Raw genomic sequence first — 22,575 nt, 5'->3', positions numbered from 1 at the left:
ACAATGACGCGGTTAGCATCGACGCAGCAGAGACGACGAGAACCGACATCAGGGCCAGAGCCCGGCGATATTTCGCGGCCACGGGTCCTCCTTTTCGTCGATCGCGAACATGATAGGGGAAATTCCCTCATCATGGTGTCGGTGTCAACACGTTCACCCCATCTCCTAGGCTGGGAGTATGCAGATTCCCATTGATGCTACGAAGACCCCCGCGTGGGCAAAGCTCACTGATCTGAAGTCGGCTTTCGCTGACGGACCGCACAAGTTGCGCCGCTTGTTTGACGCGGACCCCAAGCGTGCCGACCGGTACACCCTCGACGTCGCTGACCTGCACGTCGACCTGTCCAAGAACCTCCTCACCGACGAGATCCGTGACGCCCTGCTGGAGCTTGCCGATGAGACCAAAGTCGCCGAACGCCGCGACGCCATGTATTCCGGTGAGCACATCAACGTCACTGAGGATCGTGCTGTTCTCCATACTGCGTTGCGCCGACCCGCGTCCGACTCTCTCACCGTTGACGGGCAGGACGCCGTCGCCGACGTCCACGAAGTGCTCAAGAAGGTGTATGCCTTTGCCGACAAGGTCCGCTCTGGAGAGTGGACGGGAGTCACAGGCAAGCCGATTCGCACCGTCATCAATGTGGGTATCGGTGGCTCCGACCTTGGCCCCGTGATGGCCTATGAAGCTCTCAAGCCTTACGTCAAGGAGGGCCTGGAGTGCCGGTTCATCTCCAACATCGACCCGACGGACGCTGCCGTCAAGACCGCTGATCTCGACCCCGAGACCACCCTGGTCATCATCGCCTCCAAGACGTTCACGACCCTGGAAACCCTCACCAACGCCCGGTGTGTGCGTGCCTGGCTGCTTGACGGCTTGGTCTCGGCTGGGGCTATCGAGGACACCGAGGAGGCTCGTCGCGCAGCCGTCGCAAAGCACTTTGTTGCCGTCTCGACCGCTCTGGACAAAGTTGAGGAATTTGGTATTGACCCGGTTAACGCCTTTGGATTCTGGAGCTGGGTTGGGGGTCGTTATTCGGTTGACTCGGCCGTCGGCACCTCACTGGCCGTAGCTATTGGCCCGAAAGGATTCGAGGAATTCCTGGCTGGTTTCCACGCCGTCGACGAGCATTTCGCCACAGCCGCTCCGGGCCAGAATGTCCCACTTCTTATGGGAATGCTGAATATCTGGTATGTCAACTTCTGGAAGGCTCACTCTCACGCGGTGCTGCCGTATGCCCAGTATCTACACCGTTTCCCGGCCTATCTGCAGCAGCTGACGATGGAGTCGAATGGCAAGTCGGTGCGCTGGGACGGTTCGGCTGTCACTACCGACACCGGTGAGATCTTCTGGGGTGAGCCGGGCACCAACGGCCAGCACGCGTTCTACCAGCTCATTCACCAGGGCACTCGCCTTATCCCCGCTGACTTCATCGCGGTGGCCAACCCGGCCCATCCGACTAAGGACGGTGAGACCGACGTTCATGAGCTGTTCTTGAGTAACTTCTTTGCCCAGACGGCTGCGCTGGCTTTTGGCAAGACTGAAGACGAGGTGCGGGCCGAGGGCACTGATGAGGCCATCGTCCCGGCCCGGGTGTTCCCCGGTGACAAGCCGACAACCTCGATCATGGCTTCCGAGCTGTCCCCGAAGGTTCTTGGCGAACTTATTGCCCTCTACGAACACATCACGTTTGTGCAGGGTGCTGTATGGGGTATCGATTCCTTCGACCAATGGGGCGTCGAGCTGGGTAAGAAACTCGCCCTGCAAATCGCCCCTGCGGTGAGCGGGGACGACAAAGCGCTGGAATCGCAGGATTCGTCGACCGCCTCACTGGTGACGTGGTATCGCGAGCACCGTCGATGACAATGAGGGTGGTGCTTGGTGGCAATGGTGCTGCCAAGCACCACCGCGCAAATCAGACATCTGTACTTTTGTACTGAGGAATTCATCCCAGCTTCGGAAATAAGATGAAATACATGGGTACGGTACTGATGTCGAGTGAGTCGTGGATTATCTCGATACTGATCGTCGCAGTCGTCATCCTCGTGGTGATTATCGGCATGGTAGTGGCAATTCTTCAGAAAGTGAATAAACACGGTCGCTGAGAATGGCCAGATCCGACGCCGGGACGCTGAGGTGATGAGGTGGTGTAGACATCACCGCAGTCATCGGTGACCGGGGGTGTAAAAGTGGCCTATAGAGTGGGGACGTGAGTTCGCGCCGTCGCCACCCAATTCGCACCATGATTGCGCTGTTATGTGGCGTTGTCCTGATCGTGCTGTTGGGGCCTTGGGCGTTGGCTGGAGCGCTGTCATACGGCAGGATTCACGACGTCGATTCTGCCCCAGATCGCGATGTCACGATCGTGCTCGGTGCGCAGGTGCTGCCCTCCGGCCAACCGTCGGCTTATCTGCGAGGACGTCTCGACGTCGCAGCGAACCTCTACCGCACGGGCAAAACGAAGGTCATCCTGGTGTCGGGAGACAACCGGGAAATCCATTACAACGAACCCAAAGCGATGAAGAGGTACCTCATCCGCAGGGGAGTTCCAGCCGGGAGAATCGTCGAGGACCCCGCCGGCCTTGACACCTACGACACCTGCGTTCGGGCTCGACGGATCTTCGGAGTCGACCAGGCCATCATGGTGACCCAGGACTACCACGAGATTCGTACCGTTGCGACGTGTCGAATGACTGGTCTGGACGCCACCGGTTCTCCGGACCGATCGCAACACCGCGACGAGGTGTGGTGGAAAGGTTGGATTCGTGAGTTCGGGGCACGGGGAAAGATGGTGATGGATGTGGTTTCCCAGCGCGACCCGATCTTGGGCAAGCCCGACGACGGCGTGACGAAAGCACTCAAGGGGTCCTGACGAAGAATCCCCACTCTGTGTAGACCATCAACGCGCAGACCATCACTGTAAAGACCATCAACGACGCGGGAGAGTGGATCATCCCCCGCGTCGTGGTATTGCGATCAGAAGTCGGCAGTAGCAGGGTCCCCGCCAATGCGGTTGCCGTGATCGAGACCGTCAATAGCGGCGATCTGCTCATCAGATAGCTCAAAGTCGAAGACGTCGAAGTTTTCGATAATGCGCGATGGGGTCACTGACTTCGGAAAGACGATGTTGCCGATTTGCAGGTGCCAGCGGATGACGACTTGGGCCGGGGTCTTCCCGGTTGCTGCAGCGATGTCGGCGAGTACTGGGTTGTCGAGGTCCTTCGACTGGCCCAGCGGACTCCAGGCCTCCGGATGGATGCCACGGTCGGCCAATACCTTGCGGAAGGTGGCCTGATTGAACGAGGGGTGCATCTCTATCTGGTCGACGCTCGGGGTGGCTCCCTCGATGGCGTCAAGGTGCTCGGTCTTGAAGTTGGAGACGCCGATGGAGCGGGTCAGCCCTTCAGACTTGAACTCCTGCAGGGCGTTCCAGGCCTCGATGTAGGCGTCACCGTACTTGACTTTTGCCGGCCAGTGGATGAGGTAGAGGTCCACGTGGTCGAGTCCCAGCTTCGACAGGCTGGTCTCGATGGCCTTGCGGGCGTCGTCGGCGTGGTGAGCGTCATTCCACAGTTTGGTAGTGACGAAGAGGTCCTTGCGGTCTATGCCAGAGGTCGCGAGCGCACGGCCCACACCTTCCTCGTTGCCGTAGATCGCAGCGGTGTCGATGTGACGGAACCCTGCCTCCAAAGCGGTGCTGACAGCTTTTTCGGCTTCGTCGGCGGGAACCTGCCAGGTGCCGAAGCCGAGCTGCGGGATGGTAACTGCGTCATTGAGAGTGATGGTGGGAACGCCCATGGGTCCTCCTAGCGAATCAGTGATCGCGGGTCGGTCAGTGGTAATAACGCGAGAACGGCCTCCTGTGTTCCCCATCGGTGACGGCAGCCCCGGTTTTGTACCCATCTGCCACGCCCGGGGCTTCACGATGACGGTGACCCATGACTGTGGGGAGGCATGGGTCGGCGGGGTTTCCGAGGATGTGGACGGCTGACCTATGAGTGTGAGGTTGCAAGGCAGGACTGTTGGGGTTGTTGTTGGGGTTGCGGAACATCGTGGGATAATGCCGCCATGTCGTCTCTTCCCTCTCAACTTGCTGCTCGGATCCAGGCCGTTACCGGCGTCGATCCCCAGTTGCGCCCAGCCACAAAGCCTCAGTTCGGGCATTTTCAGTCCAATGTCGCCTTGCGGTTGGCGAAGGAAGAAGGGCGTCCACCTCGCGACGTCGCTGCCGATATCGTCGCCAAGCTGGACGTGGAAGATCTGTGTGAGACCCCAGACATTGCCGGCCCGGGGTTCATCAATCTGCGGCTGCGTTCCGACGTGCTGGCCCGCGTTGCCTCCGATCTCATCACTGACCCCAACGTGGGCATTGCCCAGGTCGAGCAGCCACAGCGGGTCGTTATCGACTATTCGGCGCCTAACGTCGCCAAGCAAATGCACGTCGGTCACCTGCGTTCGACGATCATCGGCGATTGCTTCAACCGGGTGCTCAGCGCGCAGGGACACACCGTCATCCCGCAGAACCACCTCGGTGACTGGGGTACGCAGTTCGGGATGCTCGTCCAGTACATCGTCGAGAAGCGAATCGACATCTCCGAGTTCGACCTGCCTGAGGTTGAGCAGCTGTACAAGGACTCCAAGAAGACTTTCGACGCCGACCCCGAATTTGCCGACCGCGCACGCCGCCGCGTCGTCAAGCTACAGGGTGGTGACGAGGAGACCCTGCGCATTTGGCGTGCTCTTATTGACGTGTCTCTGGCAGGATTCAACGCCAACTACGCCCGTCTCTCGGTGTTGCTGACTGACGACGACCTTGCTGGGGAATCCACCTACAACGACGACCTGCCGAGGATTGTCGACGAGCTGGAAGCCGATGGCCTGGCCGTCGAGGATAACGGGGCCTTGTGCGTCTTCGTCGAGGGTCAGGACGCTCCGATGATCGTGCGGAAGAAAGACGGCGGTTTCGGCTACGACGCCACCGACCTCGCCGCCATCCGTCGACGGGTCGGCAAGCTCAAGGCTGATCGTATTATCTACGTCACCGACGTCCGTCAGAGCCACCACTTCGAGGTGCTCTTCCAGGTGGCCAGAATGGCGGGGTTCCTGCCTGACGATGTTGAGGCTCAACACGTCGGCTACGGCATGGTTCTTGGCCCTGACGGCCGTCCGTTCAAGACGCGCGAGGGTGGCACGGTCACTCTGGCAAGTCTCCTTGATGAGGCCGAGACTCACGCTGCGCCGAATATTGCCCTCGCTGCAATCAAGTACGCCGACTTGTCCAACGGCTTGCAGAAGGACTACGTCTTTGACGCTGAGCGGATGGTGCAGACCACCGGAGACACTGGTCCTTACTTGCAGTACGCCCACGCCCGGGTTTCCCAGATTCTGCGCAAGGCGGCCGCTGAGGCGAACCCGAACGTCGATCCCGAGGCCGATCTGGAAGCCATGGTGTGGGGCCGTATTAGCGTCCTCGATGAGCCGGCAGAGCAGCAACTGGCCCTGCTGTTGTCGCGGTTTGGGGAGGTCGTTGAGGTCGTCGCCCACGATCTGACTCCGCACAAGCTGTGTACCTACCTCTACGAGTTGGCCGGTGCTTACTCGGTCTTCTATGAGCAGTGCCCTGTGCTTCGTAGTACCGGCGAGGTGCGGGGGTCTCGCCTGGCCCTCTGCGCGGCCACCCGACGTGTGCTTGGTCGCGGTCTGGACTTGTTGGGTATTGATGCTCCCGACCGGATGTGATAATTGCACTCCATGACAATGACCTGTGGGAAGGATGGATGGTTGTGGCATTCAATCTGAAGAACCGTCATCTGTTGTCGCTGGCACATCACAGCACCGAAGAGATCGAATTTCTCGTCCGACTTGCGGCACAACTCAAGCAGGCGAAATACTCCGGGACCGAGCAGCACATGCTGACGGGAAAGAACATCGCCCTCATCTTCGAAAAAGCGTCGACCCGTACTCGGTGCTCCTTCGAAGTGGCGGCTCACGACCAGGGCGCTCACGTGACGTACCTGGGCCCGAGCGGCTCCCACATTGGCCACAAGGAGTCCATGAAGGACACCGCTCGAGTGCTGGGGCGAATGTTTGACGGTATCGAATACCGTGGATTTCACCAGAGCGTCGTGGAGGAATTGGCGGAATACGCCGGGGTTCCGGTCTTTAATGGCCTGACCGACGAGTTCCACCCCACTCAAATGCTTGCGGACGCCCTGACCATGCAGGAGCATTCCCACAAGCCGTTCCACCACATCAGCTTCGCCTACGTCGGTGACGGTCGAAACAATATGGGCCGTTCTCTTCTGCTGCTGGGTGCCAAGCTCGGCATGGACGTCAGAATTGGAGCCCCGGAGGGCCTGCAGCCGGACGCCGACCTCGTTGAGCAGTGTCAGAAGTGGGCCGAGGAGTCTGGCGGTCAGGTGTTCGTCACCGCATCTGCTGAGGAAGCCGTCCGCGATGTCGACTTCATCCACACCGATGTGTGGGTGTCGATGGGTGAGCCGGTGGATAGCTGGGCAGAGCGGGTCGACACTTTGGTACCGTTCCAGATCAACGACGACCTCGTGAGGGCCACCAACAACCCGCGCGTCAAGATCATGCACTGCCTGCCGGCCTTCCACAACAGTGAGACGACGGTCGGCGCACAGATTGCCAAGACCTACCCACAGTTGGCCAATGGCGTTGAGATCACCGAGTCGGTGTTTGAGTCCCCGGCATGTATCGCCTTCGACCAGGCCGAAAACCGTATGCACACCATCAAGGCGGTTTTGGTCTCATCGCTGGCTTGACGGTGGCTGGAGGAAGCGATGAGGATTCTGGTGGCATTGGGCGGTAACGCGTTGCTGCGACGCGGTCAACCAATGACGGCGGAGAACCAGCGCGCCAATGTCAGGATCGCGGCTGAGCGAATTAGGGAAGTCGCCGTCAATCATGAAGTCGTTGTGGCCCACGGCAATGGCCCCCAGGTGGGGCTGCTGGCGTTGCAGTCGACGGCCTATGAGGAAGTCGGCGTGTATCCGCTGGACGTGCTGGGTGCTGAGTCTCAGGCCATGATCGGTTACATGCTCGAGCAGGAACTGGGCAACGTCATGCCCAAGGATCAGCAGATCGTCACCATGATAACGATGACGGTGGTTGACGCTAATGACCCTGCTTTCGACAACCCCACTAAGCCGATCGGTCCGGTCTACGACAAAGAGACCGCAGAACGGCTGGCTGCCCAGAAAGGGTGGTCCGTCGCTCCCGACGGTGAGCACTATCGCCGGGTGGTGGCGTCCCCGCAGCCGCGCGACATCGTTGAACAAAAGGCCATTCGTCAGTTGATCGACTCCGGGGTGCTCGTGGTGTGCGCTGGCGGGGGTGGTATCCCGTGTGTCTTTGACAAGGAAGGCAACCTTCACGGTGTCGAGGCGGTTATTGACAAGGATCTGGCAGCGGCTGAGCTTGCGGTGCGAGCTGGAGCCGATCTCCTGGTGATCGCTACGGATGTGGATGGCGTCTACGAGAACTGGGGAACGCCTCGCCAGAGGGTCATCACGACGTTGCGTGCCGAGGATGTTCCCTACCTGAAGTTCGCAGCAGGGTCTATGGGGCCGAAGGTCCGGGCAGCCTGCAACTTCGCCTTAGCTACCGGGAAACGTGCCGTCATCGGGTCCTTGGAGGATATTCGTGGTCTCGTTGACGGCACTCGTGGCACCGCAATCGTTGCTGATTCGCCAGCAAGCACCGCGCGCGACTGATGGTATCGGGAGGAGTGCTGTGGGACGGGCGCGCTTCGAATGTTAAGAGAATAATAACCGTTATCACTAATGAAGGGCGATCCTGAAGATCAGGAACTCCTTGCGTTCTCTCAAGAACCAGCCCGGTTCCCAGGTAGTGCGTCGCCGGGGTCGCGTCTATGTCATCAACAAAAAGAACCCACGGTTTAAGGCTCATCAGGGCTGAGTTGGCGCTGATCTCGGCGGCGGTTGACAACAAGCGATCGCCCGTCCACAGGGGCGGGCGATCGCTCAGTCTCAGATGGGTCAGTCGTCTTTCTTGGCCTCTTCGGCCGCCGCGATCACTTGCTGCTCGGTGACGTCAGGGTGCTCTAGACGCCACTGAGCCTGCCAGGCCGCGCCAATGATTCCGGCGCGATTGCGCAGCTGTGCTGGGACGATCGGGGTCTCCAGATCGAGGTACTTGAAGAACTTGTCGTGATCCTTGGAGACACCGCCTCCAACAACGAAGAGGTCAGGGGAGAACAGCATTTCGAGTGTCGCGTAGTAAGGCTGCAGGCGCTTGGTCGCCCAGTCCTTGTAAGACATCTTTTTGCGGTCCTTGACCGAAGAGGCAGCGCGACTTTCGGCGTCGTGACCATCGATTTCGATATGGCCGAGTTCGGTGTTCGGCAGCAGTACGCCGTTGTTGATAACAGCTGATCCAATACCAGTTCCCAGCGTGGTGAGGATGACGAGGCCCGGAACTCCCTTGGCGGCACCGTAGTGGACCTCGCCCAAACCAGCGGCGTCGGCGTCGTTGAGGACGGTCACCGGGCGGCCAAGTGCGTCACTGATGTAATTCTCGGCGTGCAGCCCGGCCCATTCTTGGTCAAGGTTGGCGATGAAGGGGATGACGCCGTGGCGTGCCGGGGCGGGGAAGGAGATACCGACTGGCCCGTCGCCAATGGTGGGGGCGAAATTGTCGACGATCTCGCGCAGTACCGCGACGACGTTCTTGGGTGAGGACTTTTCAGGGGTGGTGATGCGAAGCCTTGGTTCGGCGAAGTCTCCGACTTCGAGGTCAACCGGGGCACCCTTGATCCCGGAGCCTCCGACGTCAATTCCCAGCACGTTGCTCATGGTGGATAAGTGTAATGGGTGGTGGCGGGAGCGGGGGTACGAGGGGAGAGGCGGTTACTGATGGTGAGCGGGTGGAAACCACCGGGTTTTCAGGTTGCGCCAGTTTGTGCAGTTGCGCCGTATATGGCCGGCGCAACTGGAACTGGTCAGGGGGCTAGGGTGACCGGGTGCTCTGTTGGCGATAACTCCCGGGCGCGGGCGGCGCGGGTACGGTCCATCTGACCGATGACGAAGGTCCGCGCGGCAGAGGCATCCAGGTTGGAACACGACACCGTCACCGGGCCCGACGAGGTTTGTACGTCGAAATCAGCCAGACCGAGTCGACGCTGCAGCGGGCCTTGGGACAGCCGCACCGATTGCGACCGGGCGTGCGGGACGATACTCAGGGTGCGGTTAAACAGTCCCTGCCGGGTCACGACGACCTCTTCGTCAAATCCCCAGCCGATGATTTTTTGGTCGAACCAGCGGAACCACCGGGCACGTTTCGGGATTCCGTTGAGAGGCACCGAATTAACCCGGAACCCTGGCCACAACGCATCCAGGGCGGCGTGGACCTGCGCGTCATCACCGATAGGCAGCAAAATCGTCGACTGCTCAACGTCGGACAGGTCAGCCCCGCCCAGTACCGTCATGGTGATGCGGGAAAGCCCCAAGGGGCGCCACAACAGCGGCGTGGAGATCTCCACTGCCTGCACCCGGCGTACCGGGACGGCGCGCGTCGTCAGGTTGGTGAGGCCGTGGACTGCCTTGAGGGCGCCAGCCGACCTCAGTAGGGAGAATTTCCACGCGGCGTTGAGCTGCTTCCACACCACACCAATCATGGTCAATGCGAAAGCGGCGATGACGGCAATGCCGACAGGTTCACCCGTGACGACGCTGATGACGGTTGCCGCAATGAAGATCAGCAGCTGGACGAAAAAGGTCATCGACAAGAACCCGGCTATCAGGGCTCGCTTGGCGGTGACGCTGACGATTTCTTGCTCGTCGCGGCGTCGGTCCCACCACTGAGACCCGACGCCGTCACCCGCGTTGTCGTCGTCAGGCTGAGTCTCTTCGTGGTGTGCCCGCGAGATGAGCAAGTCCCGCAGTTCGTAAGCTTCGCGACGCTTCAGGAACTCGATTTTCTTGGAATTGGACGCCCCGACGTCAATGTTGAGGCTTGCCAGGCCGACGATTCTGGCGGCGAAGGGCTGTACGACGTCAACTCCCTGAATCTTGGACAGGGCTAGCCGGTCGGATTCATGGCTGATGAAGCGGTGTTCAATGCGTACCTCGTTTTCGTCGATGTGGAATCTGGTGGTCACCCACGCGAAGAAACCGGCAACGATTTGCAGGATGGCGACGATGACTATTACGGTGCCGCCGATTCCGAGATCGCGGAGCGACAGTGATGTCAGCTCCTCGCCGTTTTCAAGTAACTGCTGAAGCACAATGACGGCAGCGGCAGTGATGATGATCCAGCCGCGTACCAATGGGGTTGCCCAGTGGAGGCGTCTTTCCACGACTCCCTCGGGCAGGGGTCGCCCTGGTGCCGGCTCGGGGGGAATGGTGATGTCGCCCCGGTCCCCCTCGAGGTGGTGCTGTTCCGGGGTCACAGGGCCGCGTCCTTTTCTTCGGCCATAGCCGTGATCCGGTCACGCAGGGCATTGGCTTCCTCGACTGGCAGACCATTAAGGGAGGCGTCTGTAAGCGCTGAAGCAGTGACGAGCTCCACGGATGCCAAGCCCCAGTGCCGGTCGAAGGGGCCAGCGTTGATTTCAATGGCCTGCATTCGGCCATAGGGGACGATGACCATATGACGGAACCACGGTCCGGAACGAATGCACAGGTCGCTTCCGCGTTCGCACCAGCCCATCGCCGCGACGACAGCGGGCATTCGCGAGAATCGCCATCCGGTAAAGATCAGGCCGACTACTGCAGCGATGGCCCCGGCCCACCACGTGACGATAACTCCCAGCACGACGGCAAGGACGACCGTCAGAATGCCCCAGGTTAGACAGACCATGAGCTTTTTGACGGTGACGAATTTCGGGGAAACTGGATGCCATTCGCCCCCGGGAGGGCTGAAAAGATCGTCCATGGCATGGAACCTTAACAAGGGACGGTATCAAGACCCAAAGCATATTTTTGAACCCGAAAACTCCAGTGGTAGTTGCGCCAGTTTTGCGCAGTTGCGCCACGTTTGCACGGCGCAGGTGTACATCCGTGGCGTAACTGGGGGCTAAAGGCAGCCCGTGGCCTCAGGGAGCCTAAAGGTGCAGCTGTGCCACGGTGCCGGTGCTGCGTCGTACTGTGGTGGCGAACCCGCGACGGGGGCCGCTGCGATGGCCTGCGGCCTTATTGACTTCCACTGTTGACTGCTCGGCGGTATGACGGGGCAGCATGTGGAGGTAGTAGGTCGTCTTGACGCCCATTCGCCACGCGGCGGTGTAGAGGTCCTCCATGTCACCGACCGACCGAGAGACCAGGTAGATGTTGCGGCTGATGGCCTGGTCCACCCACTTTTGCGCCCTGGCGGCCACGTTGAGGTAGGCCATCGGGTCTAAGGTGAAGGAGGTGCGGTAAAGACGTCGCAAAGAGGCCGGGATGGCGTCAATCTGGCTGGGATCGCCGTGGTGACGCAGTAATTCCTCACGAACCGTCTCCCACAGTCCCAGGGCCTTGAGGTCGTTGACGAGATTACGGTTGACCCCGACGAACTTCCCAGCCGAGGTGGCTCGTGAGAACATTTGGGAAAATCGCGGGTCCAGACCCGGTGTCGTGCCAGCGACCAGACCAATGGAGGTGGTTGGGGCAATCGCCATGACAGTGGCATTGCGCATCCCTCGACGCACCTTGGCACGCAGCCGGTCCCAGTCCATCCGCGTCGTTCGATCCACGTCAACGGGAACACCGCGATCGCGCTCCAAGACGGAGAGGGTGTCCAGCGGCACCATCCCCTTTGACCAGCCAGATCCCTCGAACATCGGGTACGAGCCACGCTCGGCGGCCAGGTCAGCGGAGGTGTCGATGGCGTTCCAGCTGATGAACTCGACGACCCGATCAACGATGTCGCAGGCCTCAGGGGAGTCGTAGGGCACCCGCAGCTGTTCGAGCGTGTCAGTCAACCCCATGACCCCCAAGCCGATGGCGCGGTTCTCCACATTGGACCGCTGGGCCTGCGGCACCGCAGATGTGGTGATGTCGACGAGGTTGTCCAGGTGACGCACCGCCAGCCGAGTGGTGGCGGCTAGCTGCGTCCAATCCATGCGGCGATTCCCCCACGGACCGACGAGGTGGGTGGCGAGGTTCACGGAGGCCAGGTTGCACACTGAGGTGTGGTCGCGATCCTGGGGCAGGCAGATCTCGGTGCATAGATTCGAGGAGTGAATCGTCCCGGTGTTGCGCGTCAATGCACGGGTATTGACGCTGTCTTTCCACGTCAGCCACGGGTGCGACGTTGTTTGCAGGCTCATCAGGATGGCCCGGAACTGCTCGCGGGCGGTGGTACGGCGGAAACGCTGGAGGTTTCCGGCCTTGGCCTGTTCGATGTAGTAGGCGTACCGCTTGGAGAAAGCTGACCCGGTCAACTCGGTGAGATCAGGGGTCTCGGCGGGGTCGAAGAGGTACCAGTCCTCGTCCTTGGCCACTCGTTTCATGAATTCGTCGGAGATCCACACCGCAGTGTCGGCGGTACGGGTGCGCCGGTACGGGTCACCTGTGTTCTGCCGCAGATCAAGGAACTGCGGGAAATCCATGTGCCAGTTTTCCATGTAGAAGCACAGCGCACCAAGCTTCTTACCGCCCTGCGAGACGGCTCGCAGCGTCGAGTCGATGGTGTGCATGAAGGGAATGGGTCCGGTCGAGGCCGTGTTGTCGGAGCGAATCGGCGATCCCTCGCACCGTAGGTCGGACATCGACAGTCCGATACCGCCGGTGCCTTTGGTGATCCACATCACGTCGTGGATCGTCTGTGCGATGTGCTCGAGGTCGTCCTCTGTGCGCATGACGAAACAGTTGGACAGCTGAGCCGCAGGTGTCCCCGCGTTGACGAGCGTGGACCCAGCCGGGAGGTGACGCAGGTTACTCATCGAGTCGTACAAGGCGAGGGCGGAAGACGTGGGATCGTCCTCGGTGAGGCTGAGTCCCATTGCCACCCGCATCCAGAAGTATTGCGGCACTTCCAACGCTCGGTTGTCAGAGGTGCGCAAAAAATACCGGTTGGTCATCGTGCGAACGCCGGTAAAGCCGATGAGGTCGTCACGACTGGGATCAATGGCGGCAGCGAGCGCCTCAAGGTCGAATATCTGTCCCAGACGCTCATCAAGATGACCCTCAGAAACGAGGTGCTCGATCATGTGTGGGAAGCAGGAACGGTGCAGATCACGCACTTGATCGGGCTTAATGCCACCGTCATGGATACTGCCGAACACTTCCTTGTACAGCTTCTTGACGGCGATACGGCTTGCGATGGTGGCGAAGGCCGGGTCGTTCTTGGCATTGCCCAGAGCGACCTGGATGACGGCCTCGTCCAAGGCGTCGGTGGTGATTCCCTCGAAGAGGGTGATCTCGACTTCGGCCTGTAGCAGAGTTACCCGGGCGACGGCGTCGTCAAGCCCACGGGCTGAGTCCATGATGGACGCGGCGACTTCGTTGCCGTCGTAAGGGGCTAAAGACCCGTCGCGTTTGCAGACGTGGATGGTCGAGATGGGATCGGCGCTCATTGCAATTCCTCCGTGCGATGCCGTGGGCACGCGAGCAGGCGGAATGCAGTGGGGACACTGGTCCCCAGGTACGCTGCGATACTTCCCGCGAGATCGCGAACCGGGCCCCGCGGTTGCGGGACCACACCTGGCAGGTCTTCGGGCTTACGAGCACTCGTTGCCTACTGGCCGTCGCTTCCCATGACGAAACACAGTGCGTTATGACGGCGGTCGTTCTCGTACACCGCTGCGGGGCAGCTCCGGATTCTCACCGGATTCCCTCTTGGCCCGTGCGAACACGGGAACCATGTGCACCAGCCACTATATGAACGGTTATGACGACGAGTCAACGCTAGATGCTGGGGATGTATGAGGTTGTGTATGTCGTAGACTCTCCGCATGGCAATCTCCGACGAATGGCGGATTGGTGATGCCGAGCGTGCCCGGGCAACGGGTATTCTTGACGAAGCCTGGGCTGTTGGAAAGCTGACTCGCGATGAGCATTCCGAGAGGGTCGAGGCCGCCCTGCAGGCCCACACCTATGGTGATCTGGGTAGGTTGCTCGCTGATCTGGGAGCGACCCCCGAGAGTGTCAGTGTCTGTGCGTCGCACGACAACGCGGGGATCGTACGTCTGGCCCCCGGCTCGGATACCGACCACATGACGTGCATTTTGGGCGATGCAGTTTGGGCATCCGGGCGGACCATGGCTAAGCACACCACCGTGCGCGCGTTCATGGGAGATTCGTGTTTCGACCTAACGTCCATGGCGTGGGCGAGCGATCACATCACCATTGATCTGACGCTTGTCATGGGTGACGCGATAATCCTGGCGCCCGATGGGGTCCGTATTGAGGACTGGGTGTCACGGGTGCTCGGCGAGGTCAAGATTCGAGGTCTCGCGCAGCCTGGCCGTGACGCCCCGGTACTCACCTTGCGTGGGGTGAACATTCTCGGAGACGTTGTCATTTATGGGCCCGGGTCCAAGAAGTTTGCAAAGTACCAGAAGAAGTGGAATCGCTGACGAGCGTCGTCTTTAATCACGGTATTGGTTGGTGTGTTTCCTGAGTCCGAAGGCGACAGGAAGGTGATCGCCGAGATCGAAGCTTAACCACTCAAGAAGAGGTATCTGACCAGCAGCATACCCATGTCCGTGCGGACCGACGCTGGCTCAGTGGTCTGCGACATACGTCCTCCCGGCGCGCCTCGGCAGGGCCGTGTCGTCTCGTCAGGTCCTGCTCGGGCGGACACGACCGACCGGCGACCAGATCGTCGATGACGTCGATACGTACGCGAAACGTCAATTCATAAGACGTATGATCTGGAGGGGATTCACCGGAGGTGAACAGGTTTCAGCGCCAAGCCCCTCGGAACCGCGCCGGATGCCATGGAGCGTCCTCAGCGGGAACCCCCAGTACGTGAGCGGCGCGCAGCGGCCAGTTGGTGTCACGCAGGGCAGCCCGGCCGACCATAATGGCGTCGGCGCTGTCCTTCTGCAGCAGCTCTTCAGCCAGCTCGGCGGTCCAGATCATGCCGACGGTGGCGGTGGGAATGCCCGCCTCAGCGCGCACTCGGGCTGCCAGATCAGCCTGGTAGCCCGGGGCGACTGGGATAGAGGCTGACGAATTGCCGCCCGAGGAAGCGTCCAACAGATCGACGCCGACCTCGGCGAAGCGGCGCGACAGCTCGACGGAATCGTCCACCTGCCAGCCGTCATCGCGCCAGTCAGTAACCGACAGGCGCGCCAGCAGGGGCATGTCGTCAGGAATAGCGCCACGGACAGCCCGGGCAACCTCCAACGGCAGACGGACCCGGGCGTCGAAGTCGCCGCCCCAGCCATCGGTACGGGTGTTGGACAGCGGCGAGTAGAACTGGTGCAGCAGGTAGCCGTGGGCGCTGTGAATCTCAACTGCGTCAAACCCAGCCTTGACCGCACGCCCGGCAGCGGCGCGGAAGTCGGCAATGACCTTCGCGATTCCGTCCTCGTCCAGAGCCTTGACTGGCAGGCCAGCGTACTGTTCGCCGTCGGCCGGTGCGTCCGTTGGGCCGACTGGAATCCAACCGCCCTGCTCGGGAGGCACCACCTCTCCGTGGTATCCCGGCCACCATTTCTCGGTGGAGGCCTTGCGGCCAGCGTGCCCTAGCTGGACGGCGATCTTGCCGCCCAGCTCGTGAACCGCGTCGGTGACGGCGCGCCAAGGCGCTATCTGGTCGTCATTCCACAACCCGGTGTCACAAAGGCTGATGCGTCCTTCCGGGCTTACTGCGGTGGCCTCGGCGATGATGAGGCCGAAACCACCCACGGCGAAGGAACCGTAGTGGACAAGGTGCCAGGTGTCCGGGACCCCATCGTGGGAATCGACCGCGTATTGGCACATCGGCGGCAACCACACCCGGTTGCGAACCGTCAAGCCACGAAGGGTGAGGGGTTGGAACAGCAGCGGTGACGTCATGACTCCATGACACCACGCCACTCAACCCCTGACTCCCTCAGAACTTGAAATTGGGTGTCCACTCCCGCACGGACGTCACCTGGACTGCTGTTTTAGGGTAGGGGTCGGCCTCGAGCAAATGGTCGAGGGTATCGCGGTCAGGGACGGTGTAGATGAGGACCGCGCCGCTGCCGTCGGCCAGGGGGCCAGCGTTGACCAGCTGGCCACGCTCGCGCATGACATCAAGGTTTTCAAGATGGGCCGGGCGGGCGGCCATGCGCTCTGCGGAATGGGCGGGATCGTAATGGGTTTCGACGATGAAAACTGCCATGCCCTCATGATATGGGGTCATGAGCCGGGGCTGAAGTGTGACGTGGGGTGTCAAAAATCGTCAGTTACCCGAGAAGAGCGGGCAATCGAAGAGGGCTCTGCTGGTTCGGGTGCCATCGAGGCTTGTCAGACGGCATATCAGGTAGTCAGGTGGGCAAATGTGCGCGGGCTGATTCGGTGGTGGGACCTTTGGACGCCCAAGGTTGTGGCGTCGGTTTTCGTTGGCGTTGCAGCGTTTGGTGTGGCGGCGCAGGGTTTAGCCGACGGCGCAGGGTCCGGTGGACGCTGGAGTGGTGTCGGCGGCCCCAGCGCGGATAAGTCGTCGAGTCTGGTCATTGGACAGTGCGTACCCAGTCCGCAGTTCGGTGGTTGACCGGGCGAAAATCGTCCCGGCGACCTTGCCGTCACTGGTCAGCAGCGGTCCACCCGAGTTCCCCGGACGCACCGTGCCTCGCAGCGAGAGGATCTCGCGAACAACAATGTCAGTGCCGTAGATGTTTTCTCCGCGGGCCCGGATCGACCCACGCACCGTCGCTGCTTCGAGGGTGTACGGGCCGTCGAGGGGGAATCCTGCCACGACTGTCGAATCCCCGTTGTTCACTGCTGACGCCATCGTCAATGCCGGGGCCTCAAGGTTGGGAACCGCCAACACCGCCAGGTCGATGTCAGGGTCGTAGGAGACCACCGTGGCTGGCAGCCGGACTCCGGTCCCGCCCACTTGTACGGTGACCCGGTCGGCCCCTGCGACGACGTGGGCGTTCGTCACCACGCGGTGTTGGGAACTCACCCACCCAGTGCCCTCAGAGGCCCGGTTGCATTGCGGTGACTGGGTTCTCACCTTGACGATGGATTTAACCGCCCGACGCACTCCGGGAGTATTGCTGGCCTCGCCGTCGGGGGCCGGGGCGGGCAGGCTGGGAGATTCGCCGGCAAAGACCTTCGGGAAGGCGTCAGCGGCTTGTCCAACCAGTCGGGCAGCGGCGTCGTTGACCTCCTCGGGGATGACGCGGTCTGCGTGCGTGATGACGGATGACTCGTCGATGGCCTCGGTCCATGACGGCGGCAGGATGGGGGAGAGCGCCGTTGCTGCCACCGTGATGACGAGAGTCGAGGCGATGACATTGAGTATCGAGCCGCCGAGGCGGTCCATGGTACTCAACCTCACCGAGGTGGATGCGCGCCGGATATGGCGGGCGATGTGGACGCATATGCCATGGACGATCTCGGCGATGACGACGATGGAGCACACCCGCACCGCGCCTGCGGCCAACCAGCTCCAGTTCTCCCCGAAGAGGTGGTCAGCAGCAACGGCGGAGCCCCACAGACCTGCCCATACTCCCAAGACCAAGCCGACGAGGCTGGCCACTCCGACGATGGCTCCCCTGCGCCACCCGGCCACGGCACGCATGGCGAGGTACACCACGAGGATGACGTCAAGTGGGTGTGGCATGGTTCTCCCGTAACAGCATCTCAATAGTGCCTTTGAGGCAGCAGTGAGCCTACGTCGGAGCGTTCAACTTCGCGGAATCCGTCGTTGTTGGTAGCTTGACGTCATGGACCATCACGATGGCGAGAGCGCCAGTAACTCGGACTGTGCCAACGACGATCTCGTCATCTTGCTCGACGACGACGGCAACCAGATTGGCACTGCACCCCGAGCGACTGTTCACAGCCGGCACACTCCACGGCATTTGGCGTTTTCCTGCCACGTCCTTGACGTTGGCGGGCGGGTGCTGATGACTCGACGGGCTCTGACGAAAGTGGCCTGGCCCGGGGTATGGACGAACACCTGTTGTGGGCATCCGCGAGTTGGCGAGTCGATTATTGACGCGGCGGTGCGTCGCACCCATCAAGAGCTCGGTCTCGACCTCGACCCGCGCCGAATGCGCGTCGTCCTTCCCGATTTTTCCTACCGCGCCACGGATGCTGGCGGGATCGTCGAGGATGAGCTGTGTCCGGTTGTCATTGCCCGATTGTCCCTGCCTGAGGAACTCGTCGAGCTTAATCCTGACCCCGAAGAAGTCGAAGAGGCGACCTGGGTCGGCTGGCAGGATATGTACGGCCTGGCACGATCAATGCCGGCCTTGCTGAGTCCTTGGGCTGTTGAGCAGATTCTTGAGTTCGGGCCGGAGCTGCCAATTGTGGGCTGAGATGTCAGCCTGCCAGTAGTCCGCTCAGGGGTCAGTGCTGGGAGTTCAGTGTTTGGGAATTCAGCACCATGCCGTGGTTTGGCTAAGCGGCGATGACGATTGCGGCGAGTTATCGGCAAGACGCTGGCGATGAGCGAAAGCGAGCTGTTCATTCAGAGCCACCTGTGGGAACGACATGGATGTGTTTTCCCCAGCCATGACGGTTTTCCACAGGCTTGTTGTGGATAACTTGGGGGTCGTTACCGCTGAGGTGTGGATGACCACGAAGCGACCATATGTCGACGGAATAGGAAAAAGGCACTGCACAGGGCGACAATGATGTTCACGGTGTAAAGGAGGGCAATCTATGGTGTCGCGACACGTGACCATCGAGCGCAAGGCCATCAAGACTGCCATCGCTGGCGGTGTTGGAGTGGCCGTCGTCGGGTTGTCGGTGGCCGCAGCGTGGCCGTCAGACTCCGGATTGCGAGCTGTCCCCGAGGAACAGCTTGTCGCTCAGGCCATGCCCACAGCTTCCAGTTCCTCTTCCAGTTCCTCAGCACCGCGACCATCGGCTGCCAAAGCACCCTTGCTGTCCAAACCTCTCAACGGTGCGGTCACGTCGCCGTTCGGTATGAGGTATCACCCCATCCTCAAAGTATGGAAACTCCACAGCGGCGTCGATTTCGGGATTCCCTGCGGCACTCCGGTAGGTGCGTCAGCGCCCGGAAAGGTCACTTTTGCAGGCCCTGTCGGCGGGTACGGCAACCGGGTCGAGGTCGATCATGGCGTGATTGCGGGCAAGCACGTTGCGACGACCTACAACCACCTGTCGGCGATCAAAGTCAGGGTGGGGCAAAAAGTCGCCGTTCATCAGATCGTCGCTACCTCTGGCACGACCGGGATGTCAACCGGATGTCACCTGCACTATGAGGTCATCGTCAATGGGCAGGTCACCGACCCGTTGCCGTGGTTCAACGGCAACCCGGTCGTCTCTGACCTCGGCAAGCTCAAGCCGGTCAAGGGAGCCACCGTCCCCGCTGATGAGTTGAATCAACCTGATCCGGTGCTGCCGACGGGTAATCCGAGTCGGCTGGCTACGTCGATGGGGACTCCCGGGGCCAAGGCACCGGTGAAGCCGAGTGTTCCCAAGCTGCCGGACGAGCCGGGCGTTCCTAAGCCTCCAGAGAAGTCGAGTGTTCCCAAGCCGCCGAGAGTGCCGACGACGGAACCGGTGCCGGAGCCGTCAACGATTCCGGCACCGCCGGAACCGACGCCGCCGCCGAAACCAGCGCCGAAGCCAGCCCCCGAGCAGCCGACCGCCCCGCACCAGCCTGCCCCCGGCGCAGAGTAACGATTGTGGCCTTTGACGTTGACAGAAATGAAGGTGGTGCGCCCCCGATAACAGGGGCGCACCACTTGTAGCCGATACGCTCAGCAGCCCGTTCGCGGGAGAGCTAGCGGGGTTGCCGACGTGCTCGGGTTGCCGCCCTGCTCACCGTTTCGGGTTGATTCGGGATGAGGGGTTGAATCCAGGTCCCCAGCTGGTTCAGGGCTTTGGGTCGGTTTGGGTGTCCCGGCAGGGCTGGGAGTCGGGGTCAGTTCAGGACTCGGTTGACTCTCGGAACCGACGACGATGGCCAACGGAACATCGAGCGTGCCGTCGGGGTAGGTGATGGTGAGAGTGCCGGTATACGCACCGGCGGGCAGCGCGGAATCAATCGAGAATCTCATCAGCGACGCCGCACTCCGGTTGTCCCACAGCTGTTTGGCGCCTGGGAGGAAGTCCCGTTCGGCCTTCACGTTCACCTTGGTGCTGACAGGCGTGCCCTGGTCGACGCTGAGCGTCGCCTTGGCACTGACGTCTGCCACCTTCACCTCGGGAATACTGGCGACGGCAATGTCTCCGGGCGCGGTGCCTTCGGCCACCGGGTCCTTTGCCAGGGCACGGGCGGTGGGTTCCCACTCACCATCTTCGGGGTAGAAGTTGCGATCTTGAATCGTCAACGAGTTCCCCAGATCGGCAACCCGCTGCCTGAACTCCTGGTAGGAACGCTGGTCCTGCGGGGTCCAACCCACCTCGGCGGTGGCGGCCAGACGGGGTTGGATCAAATACTCCGCAGACTTCCAAGACCGCAGATGCTCGCCCCAAAGCGCCGCTTCGACACCGAGAACTCTGTCTTCCGCGACGCCGACGCGAGTCGTCGGATTCCACTCGTAGAACGAATGGAGATCGCATGGCCCGCCGCACGCCCAGTTCGGCCCCAACAGGTCACCGGGTACCTGAGGTAGGTAGGCGTTGGCGGCTAGCGACATGATGACTCGTCCGTCATGCTTCTCAACGTAGTCCTTGACACCGTTGAGAGACGACCAAGTCTGGATCGCCATGCCGTCCGCCATGCTGTCAGCGGCACTGGCGGCGGCCTCGTTCCACACAATGCCGGTGGCTCCAAGGTCCTTGACGATTCCGGTCGCACGGCCCATGAACGTCTTGTAGTTGTTCGGGTTGACCTCATTCATCTTGTGGGTCTCGTCGCCACCGATGTGGAAGAACTGCTCGCCACGGACGGTGCTGGGGTACTCCTCCAACAGCTGACCCACGACATGCTTGATGAACTGGTAGGTGATTTCGGCGTTGGCGTCGAGGGCCGAATTACCGACGGCGCCAGTGGTCTGAGGCGGCACGGTGGTTTCACCGTCCTTCAACTTCGGAAGGGAGCCGTCAGTATTCATCTGGGGGATGGCGTGCAGGATGGCGTTGGTGTGCCCGGGCACGTCGATTTCAGGCACGACGGCAATCCCTCGGTCCGCAGCGTAGGCCAGGATGTCGCGGAAATCGTCGGCGCTGTAGTAGCCGGCTGTGCCCTTACGGGTGGTCCAATCGGTCGGAGCCATCGCGGTAGCACCGGAGACGCTGGTCAGCTTGGTGTAATCGATCGGGTCGCCTTCGGCCTTGCCCTCATTCGAGATGGCGATACGCCAGCCCTGGTCGTCGCTGAGGTGCATATGCAGCACGTTGAGCTTGTACTGTGCCATCTGGTCGATGGCCTGACGGACCTCATCGACGGTGAAGAAGTTTCGTGAGACGTCCAGCATGAAACCCCGCCATGCGTAGCGCGGGGAGTCCTCGATTGCGACTCCAGGCACAACCCAGTCCTGAACGACTGGTTCACTGGAACGAGACCAAACCCCCAACAGCTGCATGAGCGACTCGCCACCATATCCCAGGCCCGCCGTCGTCGAGGCGGTGATCGTCACACCATCTTGTCCGGAGTTGAGCGTGTAGCCCTCGGGATTGGTGACGGAATCGTCGATAAGCCAGCGGACACCCTCGCCTGATTCCCGGACGGGTAGGGCATAGCCGGTGGAGGTGCGCAGGTCGGCGGCGAACCGTTCTGCCACCTTGGCGGCCTCCCCGGTGGCGACAAATACGGTGTCTGCCGTCAGAGAGAAGTCACCGGATTCACCGGGCTGCTGTTTTGCAGGCTTCGGCGTGATGGCAGTGGCGAAGTCCGGGTCCAAGGTCTGTTCGACCTCGCCGTAGACCTCCAGTTCCCAGACCGACAGCGACCACTGCTGGGACTTTGCGAACGATTCGAGTTTCACGTAGCGCACACTTGGAGCATTGTTCAAGGAATGGCTGACCCATTCGCCCTTGGCACCGCTGGCCTTGGTCACGAGAGGCTGCCAGTCAACGCCATTCATGGAACCGAGCAGGGAGTAATTCGTGGAGAAGGTATTTCCCCACCGAATGCGCACCTGGGATGGCCGCACCTGAGCGGCAAGATCTACGGTTGCCCATACGTGATTGCCGGCGTTCGCAGACCACCGGCTGGCGGTTTGCTCGTTGTGGACGGCGGGCGGGGTGGCGTCGTCGGGGCCGGAGTCTCCGTCGACGAGTTTGTCGGGACCCCACCAGTCTGTTTCCTGCCCCGAGGCAGTGACGACTTTGCCGCGAGCAAGGTTTTCGGACGCCGAGGCAGGGCGTTCCCACCCCGCCAGGAAGCTGAAGAACAGGGCTAGCGCCAATGCCAACCCCGCGACAGATCTTGGTCGGACTACACGCATGAAACTCCTCCGTTGGATTAGCGCAGTGCTTTGGAGGTTAAAAATAATGCGACTCAGTGGGATCTACGCGCTTGAGGCTGGAAGCGCTCATGATGGT

At 61.2% G+C, this 22,575-nt stretch carries 17 protein-coding genes, 4 pseudogenes and 1 riboswitch; of the genes and pseudogenes, 10 read left to right on the top strand and 11 right to left on the bottom strand.

Annotation, left to right across the window (positions count from 1 at the left end):
- The first annotated feature begins 178 nt into the window (after positions 1–178).
- The 3 genes from pgi to Q4B98_RS04795 all read left to right on the top strand — a co-directional run bounded on the left by pgi (position 179) and on the right by Q4B98_RS04795 (position 2,870).
- Positions 179–1,861, top strand: coding sequence for a glucose-6-phosphate isomerase (pgi, locus tag Q4B98_RS04805; protein ID WP_303195972.1), 1,683 nt, complete (start codon positions 179–181; stop codon positions 1,859–1,861).
- A gap of 113 nt (positions 1,862–1,974) precedes the next feature.
- On the top strand, positions 1,975–2,103 hold the full coding sequence (locus Q4B98_RS04800; RefSeq protein ID WP_303195971.1) for a hypothetical protein: 129 nt from the start codon (positions 1,975–1,977) through the stop codon (positions 2,101–2,103).
- 137 nt (positions 2,104–2,240) lie between these two features.
- On the top strand, positions 2,241–2,870 hold the full coding sequence (locus tag Q4B98_RS04795) for a vancomycin high temperature exclusion protein (RefSeq protein ID WP_303196124.1): 630 nt from the start codon (positions 2,241–2,243) through the stop codon (positions 2,868–2,870).
- A gap of 104 nt (positions 2,871–2,974) precedes the next feature.
- Here Q4B98_RS04795 and Q4B98_RS04790 read toward each other — a convergent pair whose 3' ends face one another.
- Entirely contained in the window at positions 2,975–3,796 is an 822-nt protein-coding gene (locus Q4B98_RS04790) for an aldo/keto reductase (protein WP_303195970.1), read from the bottom strand.
- Positions 3,797–4,066: 270 nt separating this feature from the next.
- Between Q4B98_RS04790 and argS the strand changes: the two genes are divergently transcribed.
- The 4 genes from argS to ykgO all read left to right on the top strand — a co-directional run bounded on the left by argS (position 4,067) and on the right by ykgO (position 7,942).
- Complete coding sequence (argS, locus tag Q4B98_RS04785) at positions 4,067–5,737, top strand: arginine--tRNA ligase (RefSeq protein ID WP_303195969.1); 1,671 nt, start codon at positions 4,067–4,069, stop codon at positions 5,735–5,737.
- Positions 5,738–5,781: 44 nt separating this feature from the next.
- Positions 5,782–6,786 carry an ornithine carbamoyltransferase gene (locus Q4B98_RS04780; protein ID WP_303195968.1) on the top strand — a complete coding sequence of 335 codons (1,005 nt, stop codon included), beginning with the start codon at positions 5,782–5,784 and terminating at the stop codon, positions 6,784–6,786.
- 18 nt (positions 6,787–6,804) lie between these two features.
- Complete coding sequence (gene arcC, locus Q4B98_RS04775; protein ID WP_303195967.1) at positions 6,805–7,737, top strand: carbamate kinase; 933 nt, start codon at positions 6,805–6,807, stop codon at positions 7,735–7,737.
- Positions 7,738–7,819: 82 nt separating this feature from the next.
- Entirely contained in the window at positions 7,820–7,942 is a 123-nt protein-coding gene (gene ykgO, locus Q4B98_RS04770; protein WP_303196123.1) for a type B 50S ribosomal protein L36, read from the top strand.
- A gap of 80 nt (positions 7,943–8,022) precedes the next feature.
- Here ykgO and ppgK read toward each other — a convergent pair.
- From ppgK to Q4B98_RS04740, 6 genes and pseudogenes are all read right to left on the bottom strand, one after another.
- A pseudogene (gene ppgK / locus Q4B98_RS04765) lies at positions 8,023–8,883 on the bottom strand (polyphosphate--glucose phosphotransferase); the annotation flags it as partial.
- A gap of 101 nt (positions 8,884–8,984) precedes the next feature.
- Entirely contained in the window at positions 8,985–9,254 is a 270-nt protein-coding gene (locus tag Q4B98_RS04760) for a PH domain-containing protein (RefSeq protein ID WP_303196122.1), read from the bottom strand.
- A 39-nt stretch (positions 9,255–9,293) separates the two neighbouring features.
- A pseudogene (locus tag Q4B98_RS04755) lies at positions 9,294–9,659 on the bottom strand (PH domain-containing protein); the annotation flags it as partial.
- A 264-nt stretch (positions 9,660–9,923) separates the two neighbouring features.
- Positions 9,924–10,142 (bottom strand): annotated as a pseudogene (locus Q4B98_RS04750) (PH domain-containing protein); the annotation flags it as partial.
- A 287-nt stretch (positions 10,143–10,429) separates the two neighbouring features.
- The gene (locus tag Q4B98_RS04745; protein ID WP_303196121.1) at positions 10,430–10,693 is read right to left on the bottom strand and encodes a PH domain-containing protein; all 264 of its coding nucleotides are present in this window, start codon (positions 10,691–10,693) and stop codon (positions 10,430–10,432) included.
- Between the two features lie 418 nt (positions 10,694–11,111).
- Positions 11,112–13,541, bottom strand: a pseudogene (locus Q4B98_RS04740) (ribonucleoside-diphosphate reductase subunit alpha); the annotation flags it as partial.
- A gap of 111 nt (positions 13,542–13,652) precedes the next feature.
- Positions 13,653–13,845: riboswitch (cobalamin riboswitch) on the bottom strand.
- 74 nt (positions 13,846–13,919) lie between these two features.
- Here Q4B98_RS04740 and Q4B98_RS04735 point away from each other — a divergent pair.
- Positions 13,920–14,543 (top strand): DUF1707 domain-containing protein, encoded by a 624-nt coding sequence (locus tag Q4B98_RS04735; protein ID WP_303195966.1) that lies wholly within the window; start codon positions 13,920–13,922, stop codon positions 14,541–14,543.
- A 328-nt stretch (positions 14,544–14,871) separates the two neighbouring features.
- On the opposite strand, the gene Q4B98_RS04730 is transcribed toward Q4B98_RS04735, so the two are convergent.
- The 3 genes from Q4B98_RS04730 to Q4B98_RS04720 form a co-directional block, all read right to left on the bottom strand.
- Complete coding sequence (locus Q4B98_RS04730) at positions 14,872–15,972, bottom strand: NADH:flavin oxidoreductase/NADH oxidase (protein WP_303195965.1); 1,101 nt, start codon at positions 15,970–15,972, stop codon at positions 14,872–14,874.
- 37 nt (positions 15,973–16,009) lie between these two features.
- Positions 16,010–16,282 carry a YciI family protein gene (locus Q4B98_RS04725; RefSeq protein ID WP_303195964.1) on the bottom strand — a complete coding sequence of 91 codons (273 nt, stop codon included), beginning with the start codon at positions 16,280–16,282 and terminating at the stop codon, positions 16,010–16,012.
- Positions 16,283–16,537: 255 nt separating this feature from the next.
- Positions 16,538–17,731, bottom strand: a complete 1,194-nt coding sequence (locus Q4B98_RS04720; RefSeq protein ID WP_303195963.1) for a MarP family serine protease — start codon at positions 17,729–17,731, stop codon at positions 16,538–16,540.
- Positions 17,732–17,834: 103 nt separating this feature from the next.
- Here Q4B98_RS04720 and idi point away from each other — a divergent pair, with 103 nt between their 5' ends.
- Together idi and Q4B98_RS04710 are read left to right on the top strand one after the other, a co-directional pair.
- Positions 17,835–18,431 (top strand): isopentenyl-diphosphate Delta-isomerase, encoded by a 597-nt coding sequence (gene idi / locus Q4B98_RS04715; RefSeq protein WP_303195962.1) that lies wholly within the window; start codon positions 17,835–17,837, stop codon positions 18,429–18,431.
- Between the two features lie 346 nt (positions 18,432–18,777).
- Entirely contained in the window at positions 18,778–19,764 is a 987-nt protein-coding gene (locus tag Q4B98_RS04710; protein WP_303195961.1) for a M23 family metallopeptidase, read from the top strand.
- 80 nt (positions 19,765–19,844) lie between these two features.
- Here the strand turns inward: Q4B98_RS04710 and Q4B98_RS04705 are convergent, their stop codons facing one another.
- Positions 19,845–22,478 carry a family 20 glycosylhydrolase gene (locus tag Q4B98_RS04705; protein ID WP_303195960.1) on the bottom strand — a complete coding sequence of 878 codons (2,634 nt, stop codon included), beginning with the start codon at positions 22,476–22,478 and terminating at the stop codon, positions 19,845–19,847.
- Positions 22,479–22,575: the final 97 nt, after the last annotated feature.

The sequence above is a fragment of the Cutibacterium sp. genome (assembly GCF_030525615.1).
Lineage (GTDB): Bacteria > Actinomycetota > Actinomycetes > Propionibacteriales > Propionibacteriaceae > Cutibacterium.
This window is presented reverse-complemented; position numbering and strand designations above follow the sequence as displayed.

Coding starts and splice junctions, on each gene's coding strand:
- pgi (WP_303195972.1), top strand. CDS start 179: ATGCAGATTCCCATTGATGCTACGAAGACCCCCGCGTGGGCAAAGCTC.
- Q4B98_RS04800 (WP_303195971.1), top strand. CDS start 1,975: ATGGGTACGGTACTGATGTCGAGTGAGTCGTGGATTATCTCGATACTG.
- Q4B98_RS04795 (WP_303196124.1), top strand. CDS start 2,241: ATGATTGCGCTGTTATGTGGCGTTGTCCTGATCGTGCTGTTGGGGCCT.
- Q4B98_RS04790 (WP_303195970.1), bottom strand. CDS start 3,796: ATGGGCGTTCCCACCATCACTCTCAATGACGCAGTTACCATCCCGCAG.
- argS (WP_303195969.1), top strand. CDS start 4,067: ATGTCGTCTCTTCCCTCTCAACTTGCTGCTCGGATCCAGGCCGTTACC.
- arcC (WP_303195967.1), top strand. CDS start 6,805: ATGAGGATTCTGGTGGCATTGGGCGGTAACGCGTTGCTGCGACGCGGT.
- Q4B98_RS04745 (WP_303196121.1), bottom strand. CDS start 10,693: ATGGGCTGGTGCGAACGCGGAAGCGACCTGTGCATTCGTTCCGGACCG.
- Q4B98_RS04735 (WP_303195966.1), top strand. CDS start 13,920: ATGGCAATCTCCGACGAATGGCGGATTGGTGATGCCGAGCGTGCCCGG.
- Q4B98_RS04730 (WP_303195965.1), bottom strand. CDS start 15,972: ATGACGTCACCGCTGCTGTTCCAACCCCTCACCCTTCGTGGCTTGACG.
- Q4B98_RS04725 (WP_303195964.1), bottom strand. CDS start 16,282: ATGGCAGTTTTCATCGTCGAAACCCATTACGATCCCGCCCATTCCGCA.
- Q4B98_RS04720 (WP_303195963.1), bottom strand. CDS start 17,731: ATGCCACACCCACTTGACGTCATCCTCGTGGTGTACCTCGCCATGCGT.
- idi (WP_303195962.1), top strand. CDS start 17,835: ATGGACCATCACGATGGCGAGAGCGCCAGTAACTCGGACTGTGCCAAC.
- Q4B98_RS04710 (WP_303195961.1), top strand. CDS start 18,778: ATGGTGTCGCGACACGTGACCATCGAGCGCAAGGCCATCAAGACTGCC.
- Q4B98_RS04705 (WP_303195960.1), bottom strand. CDS start 22,478: ATGCGTGTAGTCCGACCAAGATCTGTCGCGGGGTTGGCATTGGCGCTA.